Raw genomic sequence first — 22,800 nt, 5'->3', positions numbered from 1 at the left:
TGCAAACGCCCCATTTGGGCAATCTGACCTCATCGAAAGGAAAGCATGTTCGGATACATCTATAAGAAAGATGTCGCCATGATCGCGGTTGTCCTGTGCCTTTGTCTGGGCGTGGGCAGTTTCTTCGATTATCAGATCTCGAGCGCGCTCTTCAATATCGGCAGCATGTACGGTCGCTTTATCGAGGCCGCTGGCGAGCTGCCGTTCGAGCTGACGGCGAGTATCGCGGGCGTCATGCTCGTGCGCGCGGTGCGTCCCGACTCCAGGGGGAGCAAATGGCTCGCCGTGCTCGGCATCCTCGTCAACGTTGGCCTGGCCGGCTACGAGATCGTCTCGTCCCTGAAGGTTGGCGGCAAACTCATCGCGGTTCAGCTGGTTCTGACGTTTGCATTGGTCATCGCGGCCAACCTCATCGCCTATCGCCTCACGCGCGACACCGACTCCGACGAGCTCACACGCTGGGCGCTGATGGTGCTTGCCGTGTGGGTCGCTCAGGCCATCATCCTCAACGTGATCGTCAAGCCGCTGTGGTCGCGCCCGCGCATGCGCGTGATCGAGGTCACGCCGGGGCTCAATTTTCAGCCGTGGTGGGTGATTGGCAATCCCGACAAGTGGAGCTATATCGCCGCCGGCGTGATCAAGGACGGCTTTAAGTCGTTTGCGAGCGGACACACGGCGCACGCGGCGATCGGCCTTATGCTCGCCGGGCTTCCCGCGGCGGCCTTTACGGAAAAGCCGTCGCGACGCCGCGTGGTCTTTTGGGTCGCTGCCGTGGTCGCGGCGCTCGTCGCCTTTGGCCGTATCGTGATCGGTGCACACTTTTTGACTGACGTGAGCTGCGGCTTTGCCCTGGTGTTGGCACTTGAGTGCCTTGCCGCGCGCATTGCCTATCCTCACGGCGTACAATAGCCCCACCTGAATCATCTGGCCGATACCTGGTAAGAGAGGATTGCCATGCTCGCGTTCAACAACGACTATTCCCACGGCGCACATCCGGCGGTGCTGCAGGCGCTCGTCGACACCAACATGGAGCCGCAGCCTGGCTACGGCACCGATGCGCACACCGAGCGTGCCAAGCAGCTTATTCGCGAGGCCTGTCAGGCTCCCGATGCCGACGTATTTTTGCTGGTGGGAGGCACGCAGACCAACGCGACGGTGATTGACATGCTGCTCGCGCCGTACGAGGGCGTGGTTGCCGCCGAGACCGGCCACGTTGCCTGCCACGAGGCGGGCGCCATCGAGTTTGGCGGCCACAAGGTGCTCACCATCCCCGGCTACGAGGGCAAGATGCACGCCGAGGATCTCGAAAACTATATCCAAGTGTTCTACGAAAACGAGAGCTGTGAGCACATGGTGTTTCCGGGCGCCGTGTATGTGAGCCTGTCGACCGAGTACGGCACGCTGTACTCCAAGGCTGAGCTCGCGGCAATCCATGCGGTGTGCCAGAAGCGCGAGATTCCGCTGTTTGTGGATGGCGCCCGCCTGGCCTATGCGCTGGCGGCCGATGAGTGCGACATTACCCTGCCCGAGCTGGCGCAGCTGTGCGACGTATTCTACATTGGCGGCACCAAGTGCGGCGCGCTCTGCGGCGAGGCTGTGGTGTTCTGCGGCATGCACGCTCCGGCGCATCCCATTCCGCGCATTAAGCAGCACGGCGCGCTGCTGGCCAAGGGCCGCCTGACGGGCGTGCAGTTTGAGGCGCTCTTTACCAATGGCCTGTATTTTGAGATCGGTCGCCAGGCGATTGAGACGGCTCAGGCGCTGCGCCGCGTGCTGCATGAGCGCGGCTACGAGTTCTTCTTGGAGACGACTACGAACCAACAGTTCGTGATTCTGCCCAACGAGGATATGGCCCGCATTCGCGAGCACGCCTCGATCGAGTACTGGGAAAAGTACGACGAGACCCGCACCGTGGTGCGTTTTTGCACCAGCTGGGCCACGACGCAGGAGGACATCGACGCGCTGGCTGCCGTCCTGTAAGTTGATGCAATGACGAGGGCCGCCTTGCGCTTGGGTTTGGCGCAGGGCGGCCTTTGCTTTTGGGAGAAGGGTTGTATGACCGAGATGTCCGAGCCGACGATTCGCCTGGCGACGCCCGATGACGCGCCGGCGTTGCTTGCCATCTATGAGCCGTATGTGCGCCAGACGGCGATTACCTGCGAATACGAGGTGCCGAGCGTTGAGGAGTTCGCCGGGCGCATCGAGCGTACGCTCAAGCGCTATCCGTATCTGGTGATGGAGCTGGACGGGCGCCCGGTAGGCTATGCCTATGTGAGTCCGCTCAACAGCCGCGAGGCGTACGACTGGTCGGTCGAGACATCGATCTACCTGGCGCGCGACGTGCGCCACGGCGGACTGGGTCGCAGGTTGCACGACGCGCTCAAGCAGTGCCTGGTCGCGATGGGCATCACCAACATGTGCGCCCTCATCGCCGTGCCGCACGACAAGGACGACGAGTATCTAACGCACAACAGTCAGGATTTCCATGCCCATATGGGGTATCGCCTGGTGGGTGCCTTCGACCGCTGCGCTCAAAAGTTCGGTCGCTGGTACGACATGTGTTGGATGGAGTTGGTCCTGGCCGAGCGCACGCCCAACCAGCCCAAACCAACCTGGTTCCCCGACCTCCTCGCCTAAAACCACCACGAAGGTGCCTGTCCCCTTTGTGGTGGTTAGCCGATGGGCTCGGTGTATTTGGCGCGGTCGGTGCGTTGGATGCGCTTGGAGACATGGAGCGGGCGGCCGTCGGTGTCGTAGACGTAGTCGGTGATCAAGATCAGCGCCTGCTCACGCTCAACGTTGAGCAAAAACGCCTCGTTTTGCGAGGCATAGCACACCTCAAAGGTCTTGTGCCCCTGTGCCGGCGCGCGATGGAATTCCTGGCGCAGCGTGGCGTAGAGCGAACCGTTGATATCGCGATCGATGAGCGACCCAAAGCTTGGCGGCAAATAGGTGGTCTCCAGACACAGCGGCGCATCGTCCAGGTAGCGCAGGCGGACAAGTTTGACGAGCTTGCTGCCCACGGTAGCGTCAAAGAACTTGGCCACGCTGCCCGTTGCCTTGGTAAAGCCCGAGTCCACCGTGCGCGTGGTGGGCTTCATTCCCTGACCCTGGACCTGTGCCGTGTAGCTCGAAAACACCAGGTTGTTCTCATGCAGTGCCGGCGTGTCGGCCACAAAGGTGCCACGTCCGCGCTCGGTGCGCACCAGGCCCTCGTCAACTAACACCTTAAGCGCGTGGCGCACGGTGCTGCGCGACAGCGCCGATTCGTCCATGAGCTCCATCTCGGACGGCAGCTTGTCTCCGCGTGCGTAGGTGCCGGCGGCGATGCGGTCACGCAGCGTACCCGCCAGACGCTCGTATTGGGCCAAGTTCTTTTTTGACGAAGTACTCATGCGAACAACCTGTATCTAACTTGTATGCTTGGCTAATCAAGCATGTATCCAATACAACAATAAAATCGCTGGTAACGAGTTATCGAAAACCGCATCAGCAAAATTTCTAAGACAAATATAGCATACAACTAGTCGACATCGTTAAAACATGTATGTAACTTGTATGCCATCGACAGCATCAAACGAGAAGAAAGGCTGATGCACGATGACTACTCAGGAACAGGTTAAGGACGTCGTCTCCCAGGTTTTGGCTGACAAGGCAGACAAGGGCGGCATCAAGCGCGTCGTGTGGATCGGCGCCGGCGGATCCAACGGCGGCAACTATCCTGCCCAGTACTTTATGGAGCACGAGGCCACGCAGGTCGTGAGCTCCAGCTACACCAGCAACGAGTTCGTGCACGCCACGCCTGCCTACGTCAACGAGAACACCCTGGCCGTCGTCGTGTCCATGCGCGGCACCAAGGAGACCATCGTCGCCGCCCAGGTCGCCAAGGACCACGGCGCCAGCACCATCGCCATCTATGTTGACGAGTCCGGCCTCACCGAGGTCTGCGACTACAAGATCCAGTACGACAGCCTGGCCGTCGACGAGTCCTGCATGGGCCGCACCAACTCTGCCGTCGTGACCATGATCGCCATGGAGCTTACGCAGCAGACCGAGGGCTATGCCGAGTACGAGACCGCTATGGCCGCCTTCGACTTGGTCGACCCCATCTATCGCAAGGCCGTCGAGTACACCCGTCCGCTCGCAGCCAAGTGGGCCGAGCAGAACGCCGACAAGCCCTGCATCAACGTGATGGCTCAGGGTCCGCTCTTTGGTGCCGCCTACGTCTTTAGCATCTGCAACGTGCAGGAGATGCTGCAGATCGACTCCTGCGCCATCAACACCTGCGACTTCTTCCACGGTCCCTTCGAGATCCTGGACAAGCGTACCTCGCTGTTCCAGCTCATCAGCGTCGGCCGCAGCCGCTGCAACGACGAGCGCGGCATTCGCTTTGTCAACCAGTACGGTGGTGAGCGCGTCTACCAGCTCGACGCCAAGGAGCTCGGCCTCAACGACATCAAGGACAGCGTGAGCGAGTACTTCAACCACCTGATCTTTGCCCCGATCCTCAACAACGTCTACATGCGTGCGCTCTCCGCCGTCACCCACAAGGACTACATGACGCGCCGCTACATGTGGAAGCTGGATTACTAAGGGATAGAGCGGCCTAACAGCCCAATACCCCTCATGAGTTGCGGTGGAATAGTTCCTGTTTGGGGGCGTGAAGCCTCTGTTTGAGAACTATTTCACTGCAACTGCTAGAGCGGCACTTGGGGACGTTCCCTTTCTGCCGGCAGTTGGGGACACTCCTTGTGTCGAGAGATTTCCCGTTCGCCGATTTGTGCCTTGAAAAATGTATATAACGACTATAACGTAGCATGAAACATATTGGAAATATACTGAGGAGGCTGCGTTGAAGAGGAGCAATCTGGGCTATGTGCTGGTGCTGATCGCCGCGCTTATGTGGGGCAGCATCGGAATCTTTGTAAACGGCATCTCAGCCATGGGCGTTTCGTCCCAGAGCATGGCTGCCTTTCGCCTGTTGTCGGGTGCCGTCTTGATGGCTCCGGTCTTGGCATTTATGGGTTGCCAGGGAGGTGCTCGTGAGGGAAAAGCCTCGGGTCCCATGACGCTGTTCAAGGCAAGCCCTAAAGAGCTCGTTCCCTGCGCGCTTGTCGGTATCGTCGGTTTAGCCGTCGCCAACACCTGCTATTACGAGTGTATGGGCGAGGTGGGCATGTCCACGGCCTCGGTGCTGCTCTACACCTCGCCGGTGTTTGGCGTCATGTTCGGCCGCGTGCTTTATCGCGAGGACGTGACCCTCAACAAGCTCGTCGCCATTGTCTTTAACATCGTTGGCTGTGTGCTTGCGGTGACCAATGGCGACCTTTCCGGTTTTCATTTTTCGGTTTGGGGCGTCACGTCGGGCGTGATTGCAGGCCTTTGTGGTGCGTCGCTCGCGGTGTTTAGCCGGATAGCAACCAAGACGGTCCACCCGCTGGCTGTCACGTTTTGGGGCTTTGTTTTTGGCGGTGCGGTTATGGCAGCTATCGCGGCTCCGTGGCCGGATGTCGCCGCGGCAATGTCGCCACAGCTGCTGCTGCTGTTCCTTGGCTTTGGACTCATCCCCACAGCCGTGGCTTACATCTTATATATGCAGGGTCTGTCCATGGGGCTCGAGACGTCGAAAGTTCCCGTCGTAATGTCATTCGAGACAGTCGTCACCGTACTGCTGGGCATTGGTGTCTACGCCGAGCCCGCCGGCGCGATCAAAGTTCTGGGCATCGTTTTGGTGCTCGCGTCCATCGTGATTATGAACACCGACTTTTCCAAGCTGCGCAACAGTGTGTTTGTCGGTCATGTCGTTGAGAGCATGACCTTTAAGCCCAACGCGTGGTGGACGGAGAAATCGCAGGACATGGATCTGTTCCGCGAGCGCACGGGCATTGCGCTGGAGCCCACCGTGCAGGAAAGCCCCTGGTACTTCGTGCGATAGGGGGTTGCGCGCGGCGTCCGACCTGGGGTTATCCAGCCAGCGCCGGCCTACCCAAGACCATCGTTTCGATTGCGTTAAACCCGCCAACGGTCGTTTTTCACCCGCGAACGGTTTATATACTAATTATCAATATCCGCAACGTATAAGACGTTATAATGACCATAACGAAAAGGAGGAGGCAAGATGAATCAGATCATTCTCGCATCTCATGGCGGCCTGGCCGCAGGCGCCAAAGACACGCTCGAGATGGTTCTCGGCGACGTGTCGAACGTCCACGTCGTGTCGCTTGCTCGTGACGACAAGGAGCCCATCACCAATAAGGTGGACGCCATGATCGCCACGTTTAACGCGGACGACACCGTCTATGTGCTGACCGATATGCTCGGCAGCTCGGTCAACAACAACATGGTCGAGCTTTCCAAGAACGGCACGAAGTTCACGGTTGTTAGCGGTTTCAACATCCCGCTGGCGCTCACGCTCGCTATGAGCCCCGTCCCCGTCAAGGGTGCCGAGCTCGCGGCCCTCATCAACGAGGCCCGCACCGGTCTGACCAACCCCAACGCACCGGTCGAGGCCGCCGCGGCTCCCGCCAAGAAGGCCAAGGCGTCCCGTCACAGCTCCGGTCCCGCCAAGATCGTCCTCGCACGTCTTGACTACCGTCTGCTGCACGGCCAGGTCGTCTTTACCTGGACCACCAAGGTTCAGGCCGAGCGCATCATCGTCGTCGACAACGCTGCCGCCAACGATGACATCAAGAAGGGCGCTCTTAAGCTGGCCAAGCCCCAGGGCGTGCGCCTGAACGTCTTCACCGTCGAGCGTGCCCTCGCCAAGATGGACAAGCTCAACACCCTCGGCGAGCGCGTCATGTTCGTCTTTGGCAACACGGCCGAGATGCTGCAGTTCTGCCAGGGCTACAAGCTCGACGCCATCAACCTGGGCGCCACCGCCAACCACGACGGTGCCGATCAGGTCGGCGGCAAGGACAGCTCCGTCTTCCTCGACGCCACCCAGAAGGCCGACGTCAACCAGCTGCTCGACATGGGCATCAAGCTCTACGTCCAGCAGACCCCTACGTATCAGAGCGTCGACATCGACGCCAAGCTGTAATCAACCAGGCTTTTGCCTGACTGAAAGGAGAAGGGTATGAATACGTTCATCAGTGCGGTGCTCGTCGGCCTCGTCGGCGTGTTCTGCATGTGGGACTCCCGCCTGCTCGGTCGTCTTAACTTCGAGCAGCCTCTCGTTGGCGCTACGCTCGTCGGTCTGCTGCTGGGCGATGTGCCCACCGGCCTTGCCGTCGGTGCCGCCGTCGAGCTCGTGTCCATGGGCCTGGTGCAGGTCGGCGCCGCCGTTCCGCCCGATATGGTCCTGGGCGGCATCGTGGCCGCTGCCTTTGCGTGCCTGACCGATGCTTCCGCCGAGACCGCCATGACGATCGCCATCCCGGTCGCCGTCCTGGGTCAGCTCCTCGGCATCGTGTTCCGTTCCATCATCGCCGCCCTCACCCATGTGGCAGATAGCGCGATCGATAACGGAAAGTTCAAGACCGCCTACCGCATGCACATCTGCGCCGGCTCCGGTCTGTACGCCGTCATGTACTTCCTGCCGATCTTCCTCGCCGTCTTTGTTGGCACCGACCTGGTTCAGGCCATCGTCAACATGGTTCCCGAGTGGCTGTCCACTGGTCTTAACGTTTCGACCAAGATCATGACCGCCTACGGCTTGGCCCTGCTGCTCACCATGATGATCAAGAAGGGTATGACTCCGTTCCTGTTCATCGGTTTCCTGCTCGCCGCTTACCTCAACCTGTCCGTTATCGCGGTCGCTCTGATCGGTGTGTGCCTGGCTGTCGTCTTCATGGGCTTCAAGTTCAACGGTTCCCATGCAGCCGCCGGTGTCGATTCCGACTACGATCCGCTCGAAGACGACGAAGACTAAGGAGGAACACACTATGGCAACCGCAACCAAGGACGTGTCCCTGAACAAGAAGGTCAGCCAGTTCTTCTGGCGCTCCTGGGCCATCCAGGCCTCTTGGAACTACGAGCGTCAGATGAACATGGGCTTCCTCTACGGCATGGTTCCCACGCTCGATCGCCTCTATCCGGATGAGTCCGACCCCAAGCAGCTCGCTGCTAAGAAAGAGGCTTACCACCGTCACATGGCGTTCTACAACTGCACCCCGCAGACGAGCGCTTTTGTCCTGGGCCTCGCCGCCTCCATGGAGGAGGAGTACGCCAAGGATCCCGAGAACTTCGATCCCGATTCGATCAACGCGGTCAAGACCTCCCTCATGGGTCCGCTTTCCGGCATCGGTGACTCCTTCTTCCAGGGCACCATCCGCGTTATCGCCTTTGGCCTGGGTGTTCAGCTGGCTCAGCAGGGCTCCATCATGGGCCCGATCCTGGCCATGCTCATCTCCATCGTGCCCTCCGTGCTGATCACTTGGTTCGCAGCCAAGATCGGCTACCAGGGTGGCCACGAGTACCTGAGCAAGCTCCAGGGCGGCGACCTCATGGAGAAGCTCATGTATGTCTGCGGCATCGTGGGTCTTATGTCCGTGGGCGGCATGATCGCTACGCTGATCGGCGCCACCACCCCGCTGCAGTTCGCTGAGGGCACCGTCGTGATTCAGGACATCCTGGACGGCATGATGCCCCAGATGATCTCCCTCGGCCTCACCGGCCTTATGTACTGGCTCATCAAGAAGAACGTCAACACCGGTTGGCTTCTCGTGATCGCCATTGTGGGCGGCATCGCCCTCTCCGCGGCCGGCATCCTGGCCTAGTCGCGACCCAGCGCTTTCCCCCGGGGGCCTGCCTGGCATCCCATACCCCAGGCAGGTTCCCATTCTCAAAATGTGACAAAGGGACTGTCCCTTTGTCACATCCTCAACGGGCCGGCGACTCGGTCCTAACCACGGTAACCCTGCGAGCGTCCGGCAATGTGACGCCGCAACAAATCGAAAGGAATGTGTCAGATGTACGAGATCGACCTTAACCTCCCTAAGCAGATCGTCGCTGACGTCCTGTCCAACCACGAGATCCGCAGCGTCGCCTTCGTCGGCTGCGGCGCTTCCATGTCCGACCTTTACCCCGCCAAGTACTTCCTGGCCAACAACACGGACAATCTGAACGTTCAGATCTTCACCGCTAACGAGTTCAACTACGACACGCCTTCCTGGGTCAACGAGCACACCTTCGTGATCACCTGCTCCCTCGGTGGCTCCACGCCCGAGACCGTCGAGGCCAACAAGACCGCCAAGAAGCACAACTGCCCGGTCGTCTCCCTCACCAACAAGGCTGGCTCCGCTCTGACCGTCGACGCCGACCACGTCATCGTCCACGGCTTCCACGCCAACTACGCTGCCAAGTGCGAGAAGCCCGGCTATGCCATCGCTCTTGCTCTCGAGATCCTTCAGCAGACCGAGGGCTATGACCACTACGAGGACATGATCACTGGCCTCACCAACGTTTTCGATCTCTGCGAGAACGCCGCTCAGCACTGCAAGAAGCTCGCCAAGAAGTTCGCCGAGGACTTCAAGGACGACAAGATGATCTACTTCATGGCCTCCGGTGCCTCCGAGAAGATGGCTTATTCTCACGCCGCCTTCCTGTTCACCGAGATGCAGTGGATCGACGCCGCCGCCTACAACACCGGCGAGTACTTCCACGGCCCGTTCGAGGTTTCCACCGAGGGTAAGCCCTACGTCTTCTTCATGTCCGATGGTGCTACCCGTCCGATGGACGCTCGCGCCCTCACCTTCCTTGAGCGCATGGGCGCCAAGGTCGCTCTGATCGACTCCAAGGACTACGGCCTGGCTGACGCCGTGCCCGCGAGCGTCGTCACCTACTTCAACCCGCTGCTGCACCTCGCCGTTATGCGCGAGTACGGCAACCAGATCGCCGAGGCCCGTCAGCACCCGCTGACCATGCGTCGCTACATGTGGAAGCTTTCCTACTAATCACAAGTAAGTAGACCTTACGGGTTGATTGAGAGGGGATGGGGTTTGCGCCCCGTCCCCTTTTTGCTTTGGGGGCGTGTCTGTCGCGTCGCAAAACACCAGATAAAACCTACCAAAATAAACCTGTCCCTTTTTGGCAGGTGGGAGGAGATGCGTATGATCAAGGCAGTGCTGTTTGATATGGACGGCGTGCTGGTCGATACCGAGTGGTTCTACAACCGTCGCCGCGTGGCGTTTATGGAGGAAAAGGGGTTCCACTTTGACGAGATCCCCGATCTTTCGGGGTCTAACGAGCCTGCCATCTGGAAGTCGCTGGTGCCCGACGATGTTGAGCTGCGCGAGCACTTGCGCGTTGAGTACAAGCAGGTCTACAGCCCGGTTCACCCTGTTCCGTATGCCGAGCTGCTCAACGAGCAGACGGAGCCGGTGATGCGCGAGCTGCACGAGCGCGGCGTCAAGTGTGCCATCGCGAGCTCGTCCTATCGCGAGCTCATTGACGAGCTGGTGGAGATTGCCGGTATCACCGACGTGCTGGACTACACCATCAGCGGTCACGAGTGCAGTGCATTTAAGCCCGACCCCGAGATCTACCTGCGTGCCATGGAGGCGCTGGGTGTGGAGCCTACCGAGTGCCTGGTTATCGAGGACTCGCCTTTGGGCATCGAGGCCGGCAAGCGCTCCGGCGCGCGCGTCCTGGCACTGCGTCCGCACGAGGGCGTCAACCTCGATCAATCGCGAGCCGATGCCGTTATCGATAATCTGACCGACATTCTGGCCGCTTTGTAGCGTCAATCCGCCGCGAGAAGTGCCGATTCGCGCATTTATCGCGGCGGATTGGCCCATTTTGGCTTCAATTTGGATCAGTTTGGCTTCGACTCAGACTAAGTGAGTAGACTTTTTGGCGCATGCCGAGCACAAAGCGTTTCTGCCTTAGTAAAACCGCAGGTCACAGAGGTGGCTGTTATTGGCTGTGCTCGGCAGGTTGCGAAAAGTCTACTCACTTAGAATTTGGGCCTTTGGTTGTGGGGTTACCGGTCCCGTTTTGGTTGTCGAGAGAGGGTGAATTGAGGCGCCCTCTGTCGCTCCATGCTACAATCGCCGACATGCCCCACAACTACATCTGCCTTCGAAGGGAGCCTACGTGGCGAATGCCATCGATCAGCTCACGGACCGCGTGCTCGTGCTCGGCCGCCTTACCATCGTCCGCCGCGCCATTACCGCCGTGGCGGTCACCATTTCCGCCGTTCTCCAGACATTCCTGATCCAGGCGTTCATTCGGCCCGCCGACCTGCTTCCGAGCGGTCTTACCGGCGTCGCGGTCCTGCTCGATCGCGTTACCTCGCTCGGCGGCGTTCACATCGACATCTCGCTCGGTATGCTCGCGCTCAACATCCCCGTGGCGCTCCTATGCTGGAGCGGCATTAGCAAGCGCTTCGTCATCTTCTCTATGATGCAAGTTGTGCTCTCATCGCTGTTCCTCAACATCTTTCATTTCGCCCCGTTTTTGGGCGACAAGATCATGCTCATCATTTTTGGTGGCGTGGTCTCGGGTCTGGGCGCTGCCATCGCGCTCAAGTCCGGCGCATCTACCGGCGGCACCGACTTTATCGCGCTGTGGGTCTCCAACCACACGGGCAAGACCATCTGGGGCGTTATCTTTGGTTTCAACTGCTTTATCTTGGCGATCTTTGGCTTTATGTTTGGCTGGGACAATGCGGCGTACTCCATCGTGTTCCAGTTTATTTCGACCAAGACCATCGACAGTTTCTATCGTCGCTACGACCGCGTGACGCTGCAGATCACGACGCGCAAGGCAGACGAGGTCATGACTGCCTATGTTGACCATTTTCAGCACGGCATTAGCTGTGCCGAGGTCATCGGCGGATACAGCCGCGAAAAGATGTACCTGCTGCACGCCGTTGTCTCGACCTACGAGAGTCAGGACATTATCAAGCTGGTATGCGACATTGATCCCGGCGCCGTGATCAACGTGTTCCACACGCTCAACTTTGTGGGCGGCTGGTGGGGCGGTCATGTTGACGAGCCCATGCCCACGGCCGTACCCGATCCCGACAAGCCCGCGCGCATGGCCTGCAGGCAGGCGCGCCTCAGCGAGCAGGATAGTCTGCAGCAGGACGACGGCAAGTAGGGTTTTGGCTTTTTGCCGGTCAAGCGCAGCCCATTCGAATGAGCCCCCCGAAAGCCCCGTTGCTTTCGAGGGGCTCTCGTTTGACCAGATAAAACCTACCAAAATGAAGCTGTCGCTTTTTGGTAGGTGGGGTGTATCGTTTTATCAATATGAGGTAACATGAAACTAGACGTTATATACGTATTAGTTATTTCGATATTTCGATAAGAGTGATTAGATATGCCTGCACCCAAAAATGCACCGCTTTACCAGCAGATTTATGACGAAATCAAAGATGCGATCGAGAAAGGTGTTTATGCACCCAAGGAGCGTATTCCGTCCGAGCTCGAGCTTGCCGAACAGTACGACGTGAGCCGCATTACGGTGCGTCGCGCCGTCGAGGAGTTGTGCTCCGATGGCTACCTGGTTAAGCAACAGGGCCGCGGCACCTTTGTTTCCACACCGCACATCAATCGTCAGTTCCATGCCTCGACGCTGCAGACGTTTACCGCGCTGTGTGCCGGCAACGGCATGAAGGCCGGTGCGCACGTGGTCGATCGCCAGATCGTTCCGGCGCGCCAAAACGAGATGGAGTTCTTTGGTCTGCAGAAGGATGCGCTGCTACTGCATATCAAGCGCGTGCGTACGGCCGACGGCGAGCCCATCTTTGAGGAGAACATCTTTGTGCCGTTTGACGCCTACCGTGAGCTGTTGACGGCCGATCTTGAGGACAAGTCGATTTTTGCCGAGGTCGAGCGTGTTGGCGGAACGCCGATTGTCTCGGTTGGCTACCGTACGGTCGAGGCCGTTCGCGCTAACGCCGAGCAGGCGGCCGAGTTGGGCATTGCTCCGCACGATCCACTGCTCAATCTGCGTGCCGGCTTTATCGGCCCCAATGGCGAGCCGGTCCTGATGGGTAAGCAGTACTACGTGGGCAGCCGCTACGTCATGGTGATGTAGCTCTAGTTGCGCGGTTTTCCAAACCGCGCAACGGCTCGACGCTGCAAGCCCGCCAGAGCGGCAATCTGCAGAATGAGCGTGGATAATCTCCCGTTTTTGGCTTGGTGACGGGCCCAAAGTGGGAGATTATCCACGCTCATCCGGAAAGTGTCCAAAAATCCACGCTCGTTCCCTCCGGATTGCGTAGCCCATCGCTGGTGGCCGTGCGGCACCGGTCCGCGTGGCGGCGTATAATCGGCGGCAGATGACTTGGACGTTAGGAAACCATGACCGATAGCATGCAGCAGATGGCGCTCGACACGCTCGGCGCCTATTTTGGCTACACCTCGTTTCGCCCGGGGCAGGACCGCATGGTCGATGCGATCCTTGCCGGTCGCGATGCGCTGGGTGTTATGCCCACAGGCGCCGGCAAGTCCATTTGCTACCAGGTGCCCGCGCTCATGCTGCCCGGCATCACCTTTGTGGTGAGTCCGTTGCTCTCCCTTATGGAGGACCAGACCCGTGCGCTGCTCGCGGCGGGCGCGCGACCCAGCTATCTCAACTCCAGCCTTACTCCGGCCCAGCAAAATACCGTGCTCAAGCGGGCGCGCGAGGGCCGCTACCAGCTTATGTACGTGGCGCCCGAGCGCCTGCTCGAGCCGCGCTTTCTGGCCTTTGCGCAGGAAGCTGCGGCCGAAGGCGGCATCGGCGTTCCGCTCGTGGCCATTGACGAGGCCCACTGCGTGAGCCAGTGGGGCCAGGATTTCCGCCCCGCCTACCTGCAGATTCGCGAGTTCATCGATTCCCTGCCGCAGCGCCCCATCGTGGCGGCCTTTACCGCTACGGCGACCGAGCGCGTGCGCACGGACATTCAGCAGATGCTCGGCCTGCAAAACCCGGCGACGGTGGTGACGGGCTTCGATCGCAAGAACCTCTACTTTGGTTGCGAAGAGATGGGCGACAAGGCCAAGACCGCCTGGGTGCGCGACTACGTGATCGCGCATTCGAGCGAGAGCGGCATCGTGTATTGCTCGACCCGCAAGACGGTCGATGCGCTGGCAGGCGATCTTGCCGAAGCGCTGGGCCCCAGCGGCATTCGCGTTGGCCGCTACCATGCCGGCATGGGCAATGACGCCCGCCGCCAAAGCCAGCGCGCCTTTATCGACGACGATATCCAGGTGATGGTTGCCACCAACGCCTTTGGCATGGGCATCGACAAGCCCAACGTGCGCTACGTGATTCACAACAACGTGCCCGAGAGCATCGAGGCCTACTACCAGGAGGCGGGCCGCGCCGGCCGCGATGGCGATCCGGCCAGCTGCCACCTGCTGTGGAACGGCAACGATTTTCGCATGCGCCGCTTTTTGATCGACCGCGGCGATGCTGCCGACGAGGCGCTCGACGACGAGCAGCGCGCGTGGGCGCTCCAGAATCGATATCGCCTGCTCAGCCAGATGGAGGGCTACTGCAATACCACCGGCTGCCTGCGCGAATACATGTTGCGCTACTTTGGCGACGAGGCCGCGGCCGAGCATGCGGCAGCCGCCGCGGGCGGCACCGCCACGGACGAAGCCGAGGGCTGCGGCAACTGCAGCAACTGCCTCACGCAGTTCGAGGTCGAGGACGTCACCGATATGGCCCGCGCTGCCGTGCGCTATGTGGCCACGCGTCCCATGCGTTTTGGCAAGTCGCTGATCGCCGACGTGCTCCACGGCGGCAACACCGAGCGCATTCGCCAGATGCATCTGGACGAGGACCGCGGCTACGGTGAGCTGTCGAGCGAATCGGTCGGGCGCATCAAGGACATCATCGGCCAGCTGTGCGGCCGCGGTTATTTGGCCACCTCGCAGGGGCAGTACCCGGTCGTTGGGCTGGGCCCGCGTGCCGGCGAGGTCGAGGATGAGGCGTTCGCCTTTACCGTTAAGCGTCGCGCGTCCAAGCGCAAGGCCTCGGCTCGCGCCCGCCGTGCGGTGGATCTGCTGCGCGAGGAGGCTGAGCTGGATCAGCGCCCGCGCGTGGGCGACGATGCCGAGCTGTTCGAGCGCCTGCGTGCCTTGCGCAAGGAGATCTCGACCGAGCTGGAGATGGCGCCGTATATGGTCTTTTCCGACAAGGCTCTGCGCGGCCTGTGCCGCCTGCGCCCGCAGACGCGCGACGAGCTGATCCAGGTCAACGGCATCGGCGAGAAAAAGGCCGACGCCTTTGGCGAGCAGTTTATGGCGGCGATTGAAGAATTTGAGTCCGAGCATGCGCGGGATGGAGCGTAACGATGGCATTCGACGATAAAACCGACCGCACTGAAGTATCCGCCGTGCCGCTGTACCAGCAGGTCATGGACGACCTAAAAGGCGAGATCGCGCGCGGCGTGTACGCATCTGGCTCGCGCATTCCTTCCGAGATCGAGCTCGCGAAGTCCTACGGCGTGGGACGCATCACCGTGCGCCGCGCCATCGAGGAGCTGTCGCGCGCGGGGTATCTCAGCCGCCAGCAGGGGAGGGGCACGTTTGTGTGCGCGCCCAAGCTCAAGCGCAAGATTCGCCAGAAGGGTGACGTCCAGAGTTTTACTGAGGGTTGTGCTGCCAACGATATGGTGGCCGGAGCGCGCCTGGTGTCGCGCACGGTGGTTGCGGCGACGCGCGAGGACGCGGCGTTTTTTGGCGTGGAGCCCGGCAGTGAGCTTATCGTGGTCGAGCGCGTGCGCACGGCCGACGGCATCCCCGTCATGCTCGAGAACAACGCCTTTGTGCTCGCCGACCATCCCTACCTGCAGGCGCTGGCCGCCGAGGACCTCACCGATAACTCGATCTTTGCGCTCGTTGCCGACCACTCGGGCCGCGCGCCGCTCAAGTCCGACCCCTGTACCGTGGAGATCGCGCTTGCCGATGCCCAGGTGGCCCCGCTGCTGGAGGTGCCGGTCGGCGAGCCGCTCTTTTATATGGAGGCGTATTTTACCGATGCAGACGAGCGCCCCCTGCTGCTCGGGCGCCAAAAGATCGTGGGCTCGCGCTACGTCTTCGACATCTAACGTCCATAGATAGAACAACATAGAACAAATTTGCTGTAATGACTTCACCCGTGACAGTCGGCGTGCTATAAATAGGACAACATAGAACGATCGCAGGTACGAGCTGCTGTCGTTCAAAGCCGCCACACAAGGAGGAGCGTCACCGTGAACGCACACGATCTGATTCAGGTAATTATCGAGCGCAAGGGCAAGGTCGAGAATGTCTTTTGGATCGCCTGCGGCGGTTCGATGATCGACCTCATGCCGGCTAACGAACTGCTCAAGCGCGAGGCCACCACGTTTACCTCGACGGTCTACACGGCGCGCGAGTTTTGCCTGATGGCCCCCAAGAGCCTAGGGCCGAAGTCGCTCGTCGTCGCCTGCAGCCACAGCGGCAATACGCAGGAGGTCGTCGACGGTTGCGAGATGGCGCTGGAAGCCGGCGCCGAGGTCGTGGCCATGACCGACTGCGAGGGCTCCAAGATTGATAACGGCAAGTGGACCACCTGGGTCTATCCGTGGGGCGAAGGCGTGCCGCAGGCCGAGGTTCCGCAAGGCATCGGCGTCCTGATGGCTGCCGAGCTGCTCGACCAGCAGGAGGGTTACGAGGCGCTCGCCGATATGTACGCCGGCCTTAAGCAGATGGATGCGCTGTTGCCCGCTGCCCGCGAGAAGGTCAATGCCGAGCTGGGCGATCGCTTTGCCGAGCTCTGCCAGCAGCACGAGTTCTTCTACATCCTAGGATCCGGCCCCAACTTTAGCCAGACCTACGCCATGGCCATCTGCTCGCTCATGGAGATGCAGTGGCAGCACTGCTGCTACATCCACTCCGGCGAGTACTTCCACGGCCCGTTCGAGGCTACCGAGCCCGGCGTGTTCTACTTTGTGCAGCTCGGATCGGGCGAGTGCCGCCCCATGGAGGAGCGCGCGCTGGCGTTCCTCAACACGCACACCGATACGGTCATGGTGCTCGACGCACTCGAGTACGGCGTGGGCGACGTGCCTGCCAGCGTGCGTTCGTACCTGGAGCCGATCTTCTTCTACAACATGAGCTGCGAGCTGCGCGCCGCCCGCGGCAAGGTGTTCGACCACAGCCCCGAGATCCGTCGCTACATGGGCATCGAGCAGTACTAAGTAGCTGGGAAAGCAATCTTTTACGACGGGGCCTTCACCAAACGAGGGTCCCGTTTGCGTCGCGGCACCCCGTCCCAGCTGTCTGATAACGAAGTCAAATACTTTCCCCAGAAGTGAACGACCTATTTTGGACCCCTGAAGCATCCGCACTTTTTGGCGCCAAAACCGCAGGAAAATCTCGATGAAACCGCAGGAAATAGCAGCTGAAAAGTGTCGATGCTTCGGGGGTCCGATTTTGCTCGCTCACTTTGCGGGAAAAGTATTAGACCTGAATCTGCGAGCGTGTCGCGTGAGCCAAAAAAGCGGGCCGTGCCGGGGATTTCCGGCACGGCCCGCCCTGCATTGCGTCCGTTATGAGCGAGTTGCCGCGTCAACCGGCGAACTACTTTGCGTCGTAGGCCTCGGCATCCCACCAGTCGAGCTGGGCGATGTTGTCGCGAATGTGCTGGCAGCTCTTGTGGAAGCCCTCGAGCTCGTGCTCGGAAAGGTCGAGCGTGTAGACCTCCTCGACGCCCTCGGCGCCGATCACGCACGGCAGGGAGGTGAAGATGCCCTCCTCGCCATACTGGCCGGTCATGAGCGTGGAGGCCGAAAGCACGGCATGCTCGTTGTGCAGCACGGCGGCGCAGACACGCGCAGCGGAGTTGGCGACGGCGTACTCGGTGCACTGCTTGCCCTGGTAGGTCACATAGCCGCCCTTGCGCGCGAGCTCCTCGACCTCCATGTGGTCAAAGGCGTACTTGTCGGGGTTTTCGGCCTGAAGCTCGTTGAGGCTCTTGCCGGCGATGGTTGCGGCCTTAAAGGCGGCCAGCTGGCTAAAGCCATGCTCGCCGATCATGTAGGCGTCGATGGACTTGGGGCTCACACCGACCTTCTTGGAGATCTCGGTGCGCAGGCGGGCGGAGTCCAGACCGCAGCCCGAGCCGATGATCTTCTTGGGATCGTAGCCGGTCAGGTGCCACAGCTCGGTGCACACGACGTCGCAGGGGTTGGAGATGCTCACGAAGATGCCGTCAAAGCCGGCGTCGACGATGCGCTTGGCAAAGGTGCGGGCGGCGTCGGTGGTAAAGAACAGCTCACCGTCGCGGTTGCCGGCGGCCAGCGCGACCTTGCCGGCAGCGTTGACGATGACGTCGCAGCAGGCCAGCTCCTCGTAGTGGTCGTAGCAGTTGACGATCTTGGTGTTGTACGGGACAAACGAAAGGGAGTCGCGCAGGTCCTGGACCTCGGATGTCACCTTGGTCTCGTTGATATCGCACAGGTACAGCTCATCGGCAATGCCCTGCATGAGCAGGCTGTTGGCGACATGTGCTCCTACGTGGCCCTGGCCGACCACACCGATCTTACGCGTCTGGTACATATATGTATCCTTTCGGCCGAGTTTTTCGCGTCGAACCATTGTAGCCTCCTGCCGTCACTTTGCTAGGCTAAAGCGAAGTAGATTTTTGGGACATGCTTTAATCTCTACTTTTGGAGTGATTTGGGCCGCTGGCGACATCGCCGGGCGATGTGCTCGCGCGGATGGGGCCGCTCGTTGTACCATAGCTGCAACTGACTCGTAAGGAGCATCCATGCCCATTCGCATCCCCGACGCCCTCCCTGCCGCCGCGCAGCTCGAGAGCGAGAACATCTTTGTCATGACCGAGTACCGCGCGCTGCACCAGGACATCCGTCCGCTGCGCGTGCTCATCCTCAACCTCATGCCCACCAAGATCGCCACCGAGACGCAGATCATGCGCAAACTCTCCAACACGCCGCTGCAGGTGGAGGTGGACCTGCTGCGCACCAAAACGCACGAGGCCACGCACGTGAGTGCCGGCCACCTGGAGACGTTCTACCGCACGTTCGACGACATCCGCGACATCCACTATGACGGCCTGATCATCACGGGCGCGCCGGTGGAGCAGATGCCGTTCGAGGAGGTCGACTACTGGCCCGAGCTCTGCCAGATCATGGATTGGTCCACCACGCACGTGCACTCTACGTTGCATATTTGTTGGGGCGCACAGGCGGGGCTCTACCATCACTACGGTATCCAGAAGCACGACCTGCCGGCAAAGGCGAGCGGCGTGTTCGAGCATTATCTGGTGAAGCCGCAAAGCCCGCTGGTCCGCGGCTTCGATGACCGTTTCTATGCCGTGCATTCGCGCAACACCGATGTGCGCCGCGAGGACGTGGAGGCTGAGCCGCAGCTTGAGGTCGTGGCCGTGTCCGACGAGGTGGGCCTGTACATCGTCAAGTCGACCGACAGCCGCCGCTTCTTTGTCTTTGGCCATCCGGAGTACGATACCGACACGTTGCGCCTGGAGTACGAGCGAGACGTGAAGCGCGGTCTCAACCCCCAGGTGCCGGCGCATTACTTCCCGAACGACGACCCCACCGCCGAGCCGCGTAACGTCTGGCGCAGCCAGGCTCAGCTGTTCTACACCAATTGGCTCAACTACTACGTCTACCAGACCACACCCTACGACCTGGCCCGCGCCGGCGAAGAGCACTAGGCCTGTCGGGAGGTGCGCCAGCCGTTAGGCGCTGATGATGTGGGGTAGCGGCAGGTCGTGGACATCGGTGGGAACGTGATCGACACGCTGCTCGTCAAAGGCGATACCGACGATTTGGCATGCGGGCGAGAGCATGGGCAGGTAGCGGTCGTAGCAGCCGCCGCCGTAGCCCAGGCGCGCGCCGGCGTGGTCGAAGGCTACGAGCGGCACGACGATCATGTTGAGAGCCTCGGCAGGCACAATGGGGAAGCGGACGCTGTCGATGTCCGTGGCCGCAAAGGTACGCGTGGGGTGGGCGATAAACGGGGCCGCGGCCGCGTCTCCAGCCGCGACTGCCCGCATGCACATGCGCTGGCCACAAGCTGCGGCGTCTGTTGCCGAGAGCATGCACGGATAGGCCACGCGCCAGCCGCGTTTGGCGGCAGCCGCGGCAAACGCGGCTGGGTCGACTTCGGAACCCATCGCGGCATAGACGGCAACGGTGTGCGGCGCCGCGGCATCCAAGCGGCCTAGCAGCTCAACCAGCCGCGCACAGATATCAGCAGACTTCGCCGCCCGCAAGTCCAAATCAAGAGCATCGCGCCGAGCAATCACCGCCCGCCGCAACTCAGCCTTGTCCATCCCGGCTTCCTCTCCCAAACCTACCAAAAAGGGACAGGTTTATTTTGGCAGGTTTTATCTGGGCAAATGTCGAAACCACCACAAAGGTGCCTGTCCCCTTTGTGGTGGTTTTGGCCCATGCGTTAACGCTATAACGCCGCGGCGATTGCTTCGGTCACAAACTTATTGAGTGACTCGCCCTTCTTTGCCGCTGCCAGCGCTGCTTGCTTGTGGAGCTCAGAGCCCGTTCTTACGTTGAACGAGCCCTTAAAAGCCCGCTCGGGTTCCTTACCCTTCTCGGCGCAAAACTCAAGGTAATCGTCGACGGCTTCGTGGAAGCATTGCTCCACTTCTTCAGCCGTGGAGCCTTCAAATACGATTGCGTCCCTAATGCCGGTGACCATACCTGTTAGCACATGCTGTTCGGCATCGAACTCGACTGGGGCGAAATAACCCTTGTATGCCAAAACGTTACTCATGACTACCTCCGACATCTTGCAGAAATCGAACGATGTTTCGAATGGTCCCCGCTGTCAATTCGTCAGATGGATGTGGTGCGTGCATTACGAACATCCTGCCATCTGATGGCCTGTAGAAGCGAACGCGCGATCCGGATGTCTTGCCTTTGTTGTCCATTTCAAAGCCATATGAAGCCATGACTTTTAAGAAATCGGTATACCGATACGTCGAAGGGCAGCTAAGCAGTTGGGCGATGAGTTTATCGGTCCGAGTCATCCCGCCTCACATTCTGCAACTATATCCTAGTTGCAATTTAAGTCTGATGCAAGCACCCTTACTATAGAACATGTGTACGTATAGAACAAGTGTTCGAACCAACACAAAGGCACCTGTGAACTGCGCCCCTTTGCGGTGGTTTGGGCTGAATGTTGCGCAACAAGGGCTGCATTTTTGGGTTTACCTTCATGGTGGAAGGAATGAACCGAAAGGAGCCCGCCATGTTTTGTCGCTCGTGTGGCATGCCGCTTGTCGACGACGCCCTCTTTTGCCCCGTATGCGGCGCACCCGTAGCACCCGACCAGGTCACGTCCACGCAGCAACCCCAGCCTGCCACGCAGCAATACGTGCCCGTGCGGCGCAAGCGTTCCAAAAAGCCCCTCATCGCACTCGCCGCGGTGCTTGTCGTGGCGGCGGGCATCGGCGGTGGCGCACTGTTCTACTTCACCCAGATTGCGACCACCCCAATCGACGAGAAAACCTTTCCGGACAGCGGCATGCGTGCGCTTGTTTCGACCAAGTACGACACTAACGGTGACGGCCGCATCTCACGCGACGAGGCCAAGGCGGTGACGTCGGTCGAGCTGGACGGCATCACGTCGACCCAGGGCCTGGGCAAGGTGTTCCCCAACGTTACCAGTGTGGAATATGGCGGGGACAAACTCGTCAACCTGGACCTCTCGGGCTGCGGTGACCTCAAGACCGTCGAGCTTAACTCGGCAAGCAACGTCACTGTCGTTAACCTGGACGGTTGCGACAACATCGAGAAGCTCGATCTTTCAAATGCCGCGGAGCTCAAAAGCGTCGATCTTTCGGGCAAAAAGAAGCTCGCCACGTTGGCGCTGCCGCAGGATACGAAGGTCAGCGGCGTTAAGGATACGCAGCTCGAGGAGTTGTGGCTGCCGGTGTACTACGAGGGTACCGACGAGGACGGTGTGCACGGCAGCACGTATGAGATTGAGCGCGACGAGGACGGCTATGTTACGGGGTATACGAGCAGCCTCAAACAGGGTGGTGGCATGGGCTACGACGTCGAGCACGACGAGTTGCATCGCATTTCGGAAATAGCGGAAGTTCGCTCGGGTGACTACGAAGATGAAAACATGTTCACGTACGATGCCGACGGAAACCTGACGCGCATCGATTGCGACGCCGCTATTGGTGATGCGTCGACCTCCACGACGTTTACCTACGATGCCGACGGAAGCCTGATCAACAAGACGACCCACGCAGGCTACGGCGAGAGTGCGAGTACGTATGTCTACCAGGGCGGCAACCTAGTGTCCGACACCGAGACCGGTCCGGGCAATCCTCGCACGGTCGTCTATTCGTACGGATATGACAGCGGCCGCGTGACGTCCTTTACGACGGACTGCCAGGGTGACACCGTGGGCACGAGATGGACGCTGACGCTGAATTACGAGTACGACAAGGAGGGTAATATTACGCGCATCTCGCCCGTGGCCTATGACACACACGGTAACGATTATGGTTCACTGAGTTCGTTTTCCACGGTTAATTACTCGTACAGTGGCGGCAAACTCGACCGGATCGATTCCACGCGCGATGGATATGCGGAGTTCTATTACGACGAGCACGGCAATCTGACGGCGGTCGATGAGTACACCGATGGCGGTTCGGATGACGAGTTTGAGTTTGAGCACGAGATCGAGTACCAGCGGTACTTCTGCAATAAGAGTGAGAAGAATAAGCCGGAGGAGTGGATCCGCCTGGATTCGAAGTACGACGTCTGCAACGGCAGCTGGGTCAACACCTCATCGTCTCGCAAAGAGCGCTTTGTGAGTCTGTATCAGCTCAATCCGCTGAAGGCGCAACTCGATCCGTTCCACAAGTAACGATCAGCCG

22 protein-coding genes are annotated in these 22,800 nt (G+C 60.1%); 17 read left to right on the top strand and 5 right to left on the bottom strand.

All coding sequences use genetic code 11. From position 1 onward, the window contains the following. Positions 1-45: 45 nt before the first annotated feature. The 3 genes from ACESSC_RS07045 (at position 46) to ACESSC_RS07035 (ending at position 2,637) form a co-directional block, all read left to right on the top strand. The gene (locus ACESSC_RS07045) at positions 46-909 is read left to right on the top strand and encodes a phosphatase PAP2 family protein (protein WP_055252108.1); all 864 of its coding nucleotides are present in this window, start codon (positions 46-48) and stop codon (positions 907-909) included. Between the two features lie 45 nt (positions 910-954). After that, positions 955-1,980, top strand: a complete 1,026-nt coding sequence (locus tag ACESSC_RS07040) for a threonine aldolase family protein (protein ID WP_055252110.1) — start codon at positions 955-957, stop codon at positions 1,978-1,980. A gap of 75 nt (positions 1,981-2,055) precedes the next feature. After that, on the top strand, positions 2,056-2,637 hold the full coding sequence (locus ACESSC_RS07035; protein ID WP_055252112.1) for a GNAT family N-acetyltransferase: 582 nt from the start codon (positions 2,056-2,058) through the stop codon (positions 2,635-2,637). Positions 2,638-2,672: 35 nt separating this feature from the next. Here ACESSC_RS07035 and ACESSC_RS07030 read toward each other — a convergent pair whose 3' ends face one another. Then, a complete protein-coding gene (locus ACESSC_RS07030; protein ID WP_082435559.1) occupies positions 2,673-3,395 on the bottom strand; it encodes a GntR family transcriptional regulator in 723 nt (240 codons plus the stop codon). A 205-nt stretch (positions 3,396-3,600) separates the two neighbouring features. On the opposite strand from ACESSC_RS07030, the gene ACESSC_RS07025 reads away from it, so the two are divergent. The 12 genes from ACESSC_RS07025 to ACESSC_RS06970 all read left to right on the top strand — a co-directional run bounded on the left by ACESSC_RS07025 (position 3,601) and on the right by ACESSC_RS06970 (position 17,101). Further along, a complete protein-coding gene (locus ACESSC_RS07025) occupies positions 3,601-4,593 on the top strand; it encodes an SIS domain-containing protein (protein WP_373162141.1) in 993 nt (330 codons plus the stop codon). Between the two features lie 259 nt (positions 4,594-4,852). Beyond that, a complete protein-coding gene (locus ACESSC_RS07020; protein WP_055252118.1) occupies positions 4,853-5,935 on the top strand; it encodes a DMT family transporter in 1,083 nt (360 codons plus the stop codon). A gap of 183 nt (positions 5,936-6,118) precedes the next feature. Continuing rightward, positions 6,119-7,042, top strand: a complete 924-nt coding sequence (locus ACESSC_RS07015; protein WP_055252120.1) for a PTS sugar transporter subunit IIAB — start codon at positions 6,119-6,121, stop codon at positions 7,040-7,042. Between the two features lie 36 nt (positions 7,043-7,078). Next, positions 7,079-7,873 (top strand): PTS mannose/fructose/sorbose/N-acetylgalactosamine transporter subunit IIC, encoded by a 795-nt coding sequence (locus ACESSC_RS07010; RefSeq protein ID WP_006235136.1) that lies wholly within the window; start codon positions 7,079-7,081, stop codon positions 7,871-7,873. 13 nt (positions 7,874-7,886) lie between these two features. Continuing rightward, entirely contained in the window at positions 7,887-8,720 is an 834-nt protein-coding gene (locus tag ACESSC_RS07005) for a PTS system mannose/fructose/sorbose family transporter subunit IID (RefSeq protein ID WP_055252122.1), read from the top strand. A 192-nt stretch (positions 8,721-8,912) separates the two neighbouring features. Further along, entirely contained in the window at positions 8,913-9,896 is a 984-nt protein-coding gene (locus ACESSC_RS07000) for an SIS domain-containing protein (protein ID WP_373162138.1), read from the top strand. Positions 9,897-10,052: 156 nt separating this feature from the next. Next, the gene (locus ACESSC_RS06995) at positions 10,053-10,682 is read left to right on the top strand and encodes an HAD family hydrolase (protein ID WP_373162135.1); all 630 of its coding nucleotides are present in this window, start codon (positions 10,053-10,055) and stop codon (positions 10,680-10,682) included. A 355-nt stretch (positions 10,683-11,037) separates the two neighbouring features. Beyond that, the gene (locus ACESSC_RS06990) at positions 11,038-12,045 is read left to right on the top strand and encodes a YitT family protein (RefSeq protein WP_373162134.1); all 1,008 of its coding nucleotides are present in this window, start codon (positions 11,038-11,040) and stop codon (positions 12,043-12,045) included. 219 nt (positions 12,046-12,264) lie between these two features. Continuing rightward, positions 12,265-12,984, top strand: a complete 720-nt coding sequence (locus tag ACESSC_RS06985; protein WP_055285258.1) for a GntR family transcriptional regulator — start codon at positions 12,265-12,267, stop codon at positions 12,982-12,984. A 266-nt stretch (positions 12,985-13,250) separates the two neighbouring features. Beyond that, positions 13,251-15,230: a RecQ family ATP-dependent DNA helicase gene (locus ACESSC_RS06980; RefSeq protein ID WP_195404609.1), complete on the top strand. Its 1,980-nt coding sequence runs from the start codon at positions 13,251-13,253 to the stop codon at positions 15,228-15,230. A 2-nt stretch (positions 15,231-15,232) separates the two neighbouring features. Further along, positions 15,233-15,988: a GntR family transcriptional regulator gene (locus ACESSC_RS06975; RefSeq protein ID WP_373162131.1), complete on the top strand. Its 756-nt coding sequence runs from the start codon at positions 15,233-15,235 to the stop codon at positions 15,986-15,988. A gap of 144 nt (positions 15,989-16,132) precedes the next feature. Further along, entirely contained in the window at positions 16,133-17,101 is a 969-nt protein-coding gene (locus ACESSC_RS06970) for an SIS domain-containing protein (RefSeq protein ID WP_373162129.1), read from the top strand. Between the two features lie 382 nt (positions 17,102-17,483). On the opposite strand, the gene ACESSC_RS06965 is transcribed toward ACESSC_RS06970, so the two are convergent. Beyond that, complete coding sequence (locus ACESSC_RS06965; protein WP_117765544.1) at positions 17,484-18,461, bottom strand: L-lactate dehydrogenase; 978 nt, start codon at positions 18,459-18,461, stop codon at positions 17,484-17,486. 211 nt (positions 18,462-18,672) lie between these two features. Between ACESSC_RS06965 and metA the strand changes: the two genes are divergently transcribed. Further along, positions 18,673-19,599, top strand: a complete 927-nt coding sequence (gene metA, locus ACESSC_RS06960; protein ID WP_117765542.1) for a homoserine O-acetyltransferase MetA — start codon at positions 18,673-18,675, stop codon at positions 19,597-19,599. A 24-nt stretch (positions 19,600-19,623) separates the two neighbouring features. Here metA and ACESSC_RS06955 read toward each other — a convergent pair whose 3' ends face one another. The 3 genes from ACESSC_RS06955 to ACESSC_RS06945 all read right to left on the bottom strand — a co-directional run bounded on the left by ACESSC_RS06955 (position 19,624) and on the right by ACESSC_RS06945 (position 20,934). Continuing rightward, entirely contained in the window at positions 19,624-20,220 is a 597-nt protein-coding gene (locus tag ACESSC_RS06955; protein ID WP_373162126.1) for a 5-formyltetrahydrofolate cyclo-ligase, read from the bottom strand. 128 nt (positions 20,221-20,348) lie between these two features. Beyond that, complete coding sequence (locus ACESSC_RS06950) at positions 20,349-20,678, bottom strand: type II toxin-antitoxin system HicB family antitoxin (RefSeq protein WP_373162124.1); 330 nt, start codon at positions 20,676-20,678, stop codon at positions 20,349-20,351. Next, entirely contained in the window at positions 20,671-20,934 is a 264-nt protein-coding gene (locus ACESSC_RS06945; protein ID WP_117839829.1) for a type II toxin-antitoxin system HicA family toxin, read from the bottom strand. Before ACESSC_RS06945 ends, ACESSC_RS06950 begins: the two co-directional genes overlap by 8 nt. 221 nt (positions 20,935-21,155) lie before the next feature. Between ACESSC_RS06945 and ACESSC_RS06940 the strand changes: the two genes are divergently transcribed. Continuing rightward, positions 21,156-22,790 carry a zinc-ribbon domain-containing protein gene (locus tag ACESSC_RS06940; RefSeq protein ID WP_373162122.1) on the top strand — a complete coding sequence of 545 codons (1,635 nt, stop codon included), beginning with the start codon at positions 21,156-21,158 and terminating at the stop codon, positions 22,788-22,790. Positions 22,791-22,800: the final 10 nt, after the last annotated feature.

The organism is Collinsella aerofaciens (assembly GCF_964243765.1).
GTDB lineage: Bacteria > Actinomycetota > Coriobacteriia > Coriobacteriales > Coriobacteriaceae > Collinsella > Collinsella aerofaciens_BU.
This window is presented reverse-complemented; position numbering and strand designations above follow the sequence as displayed.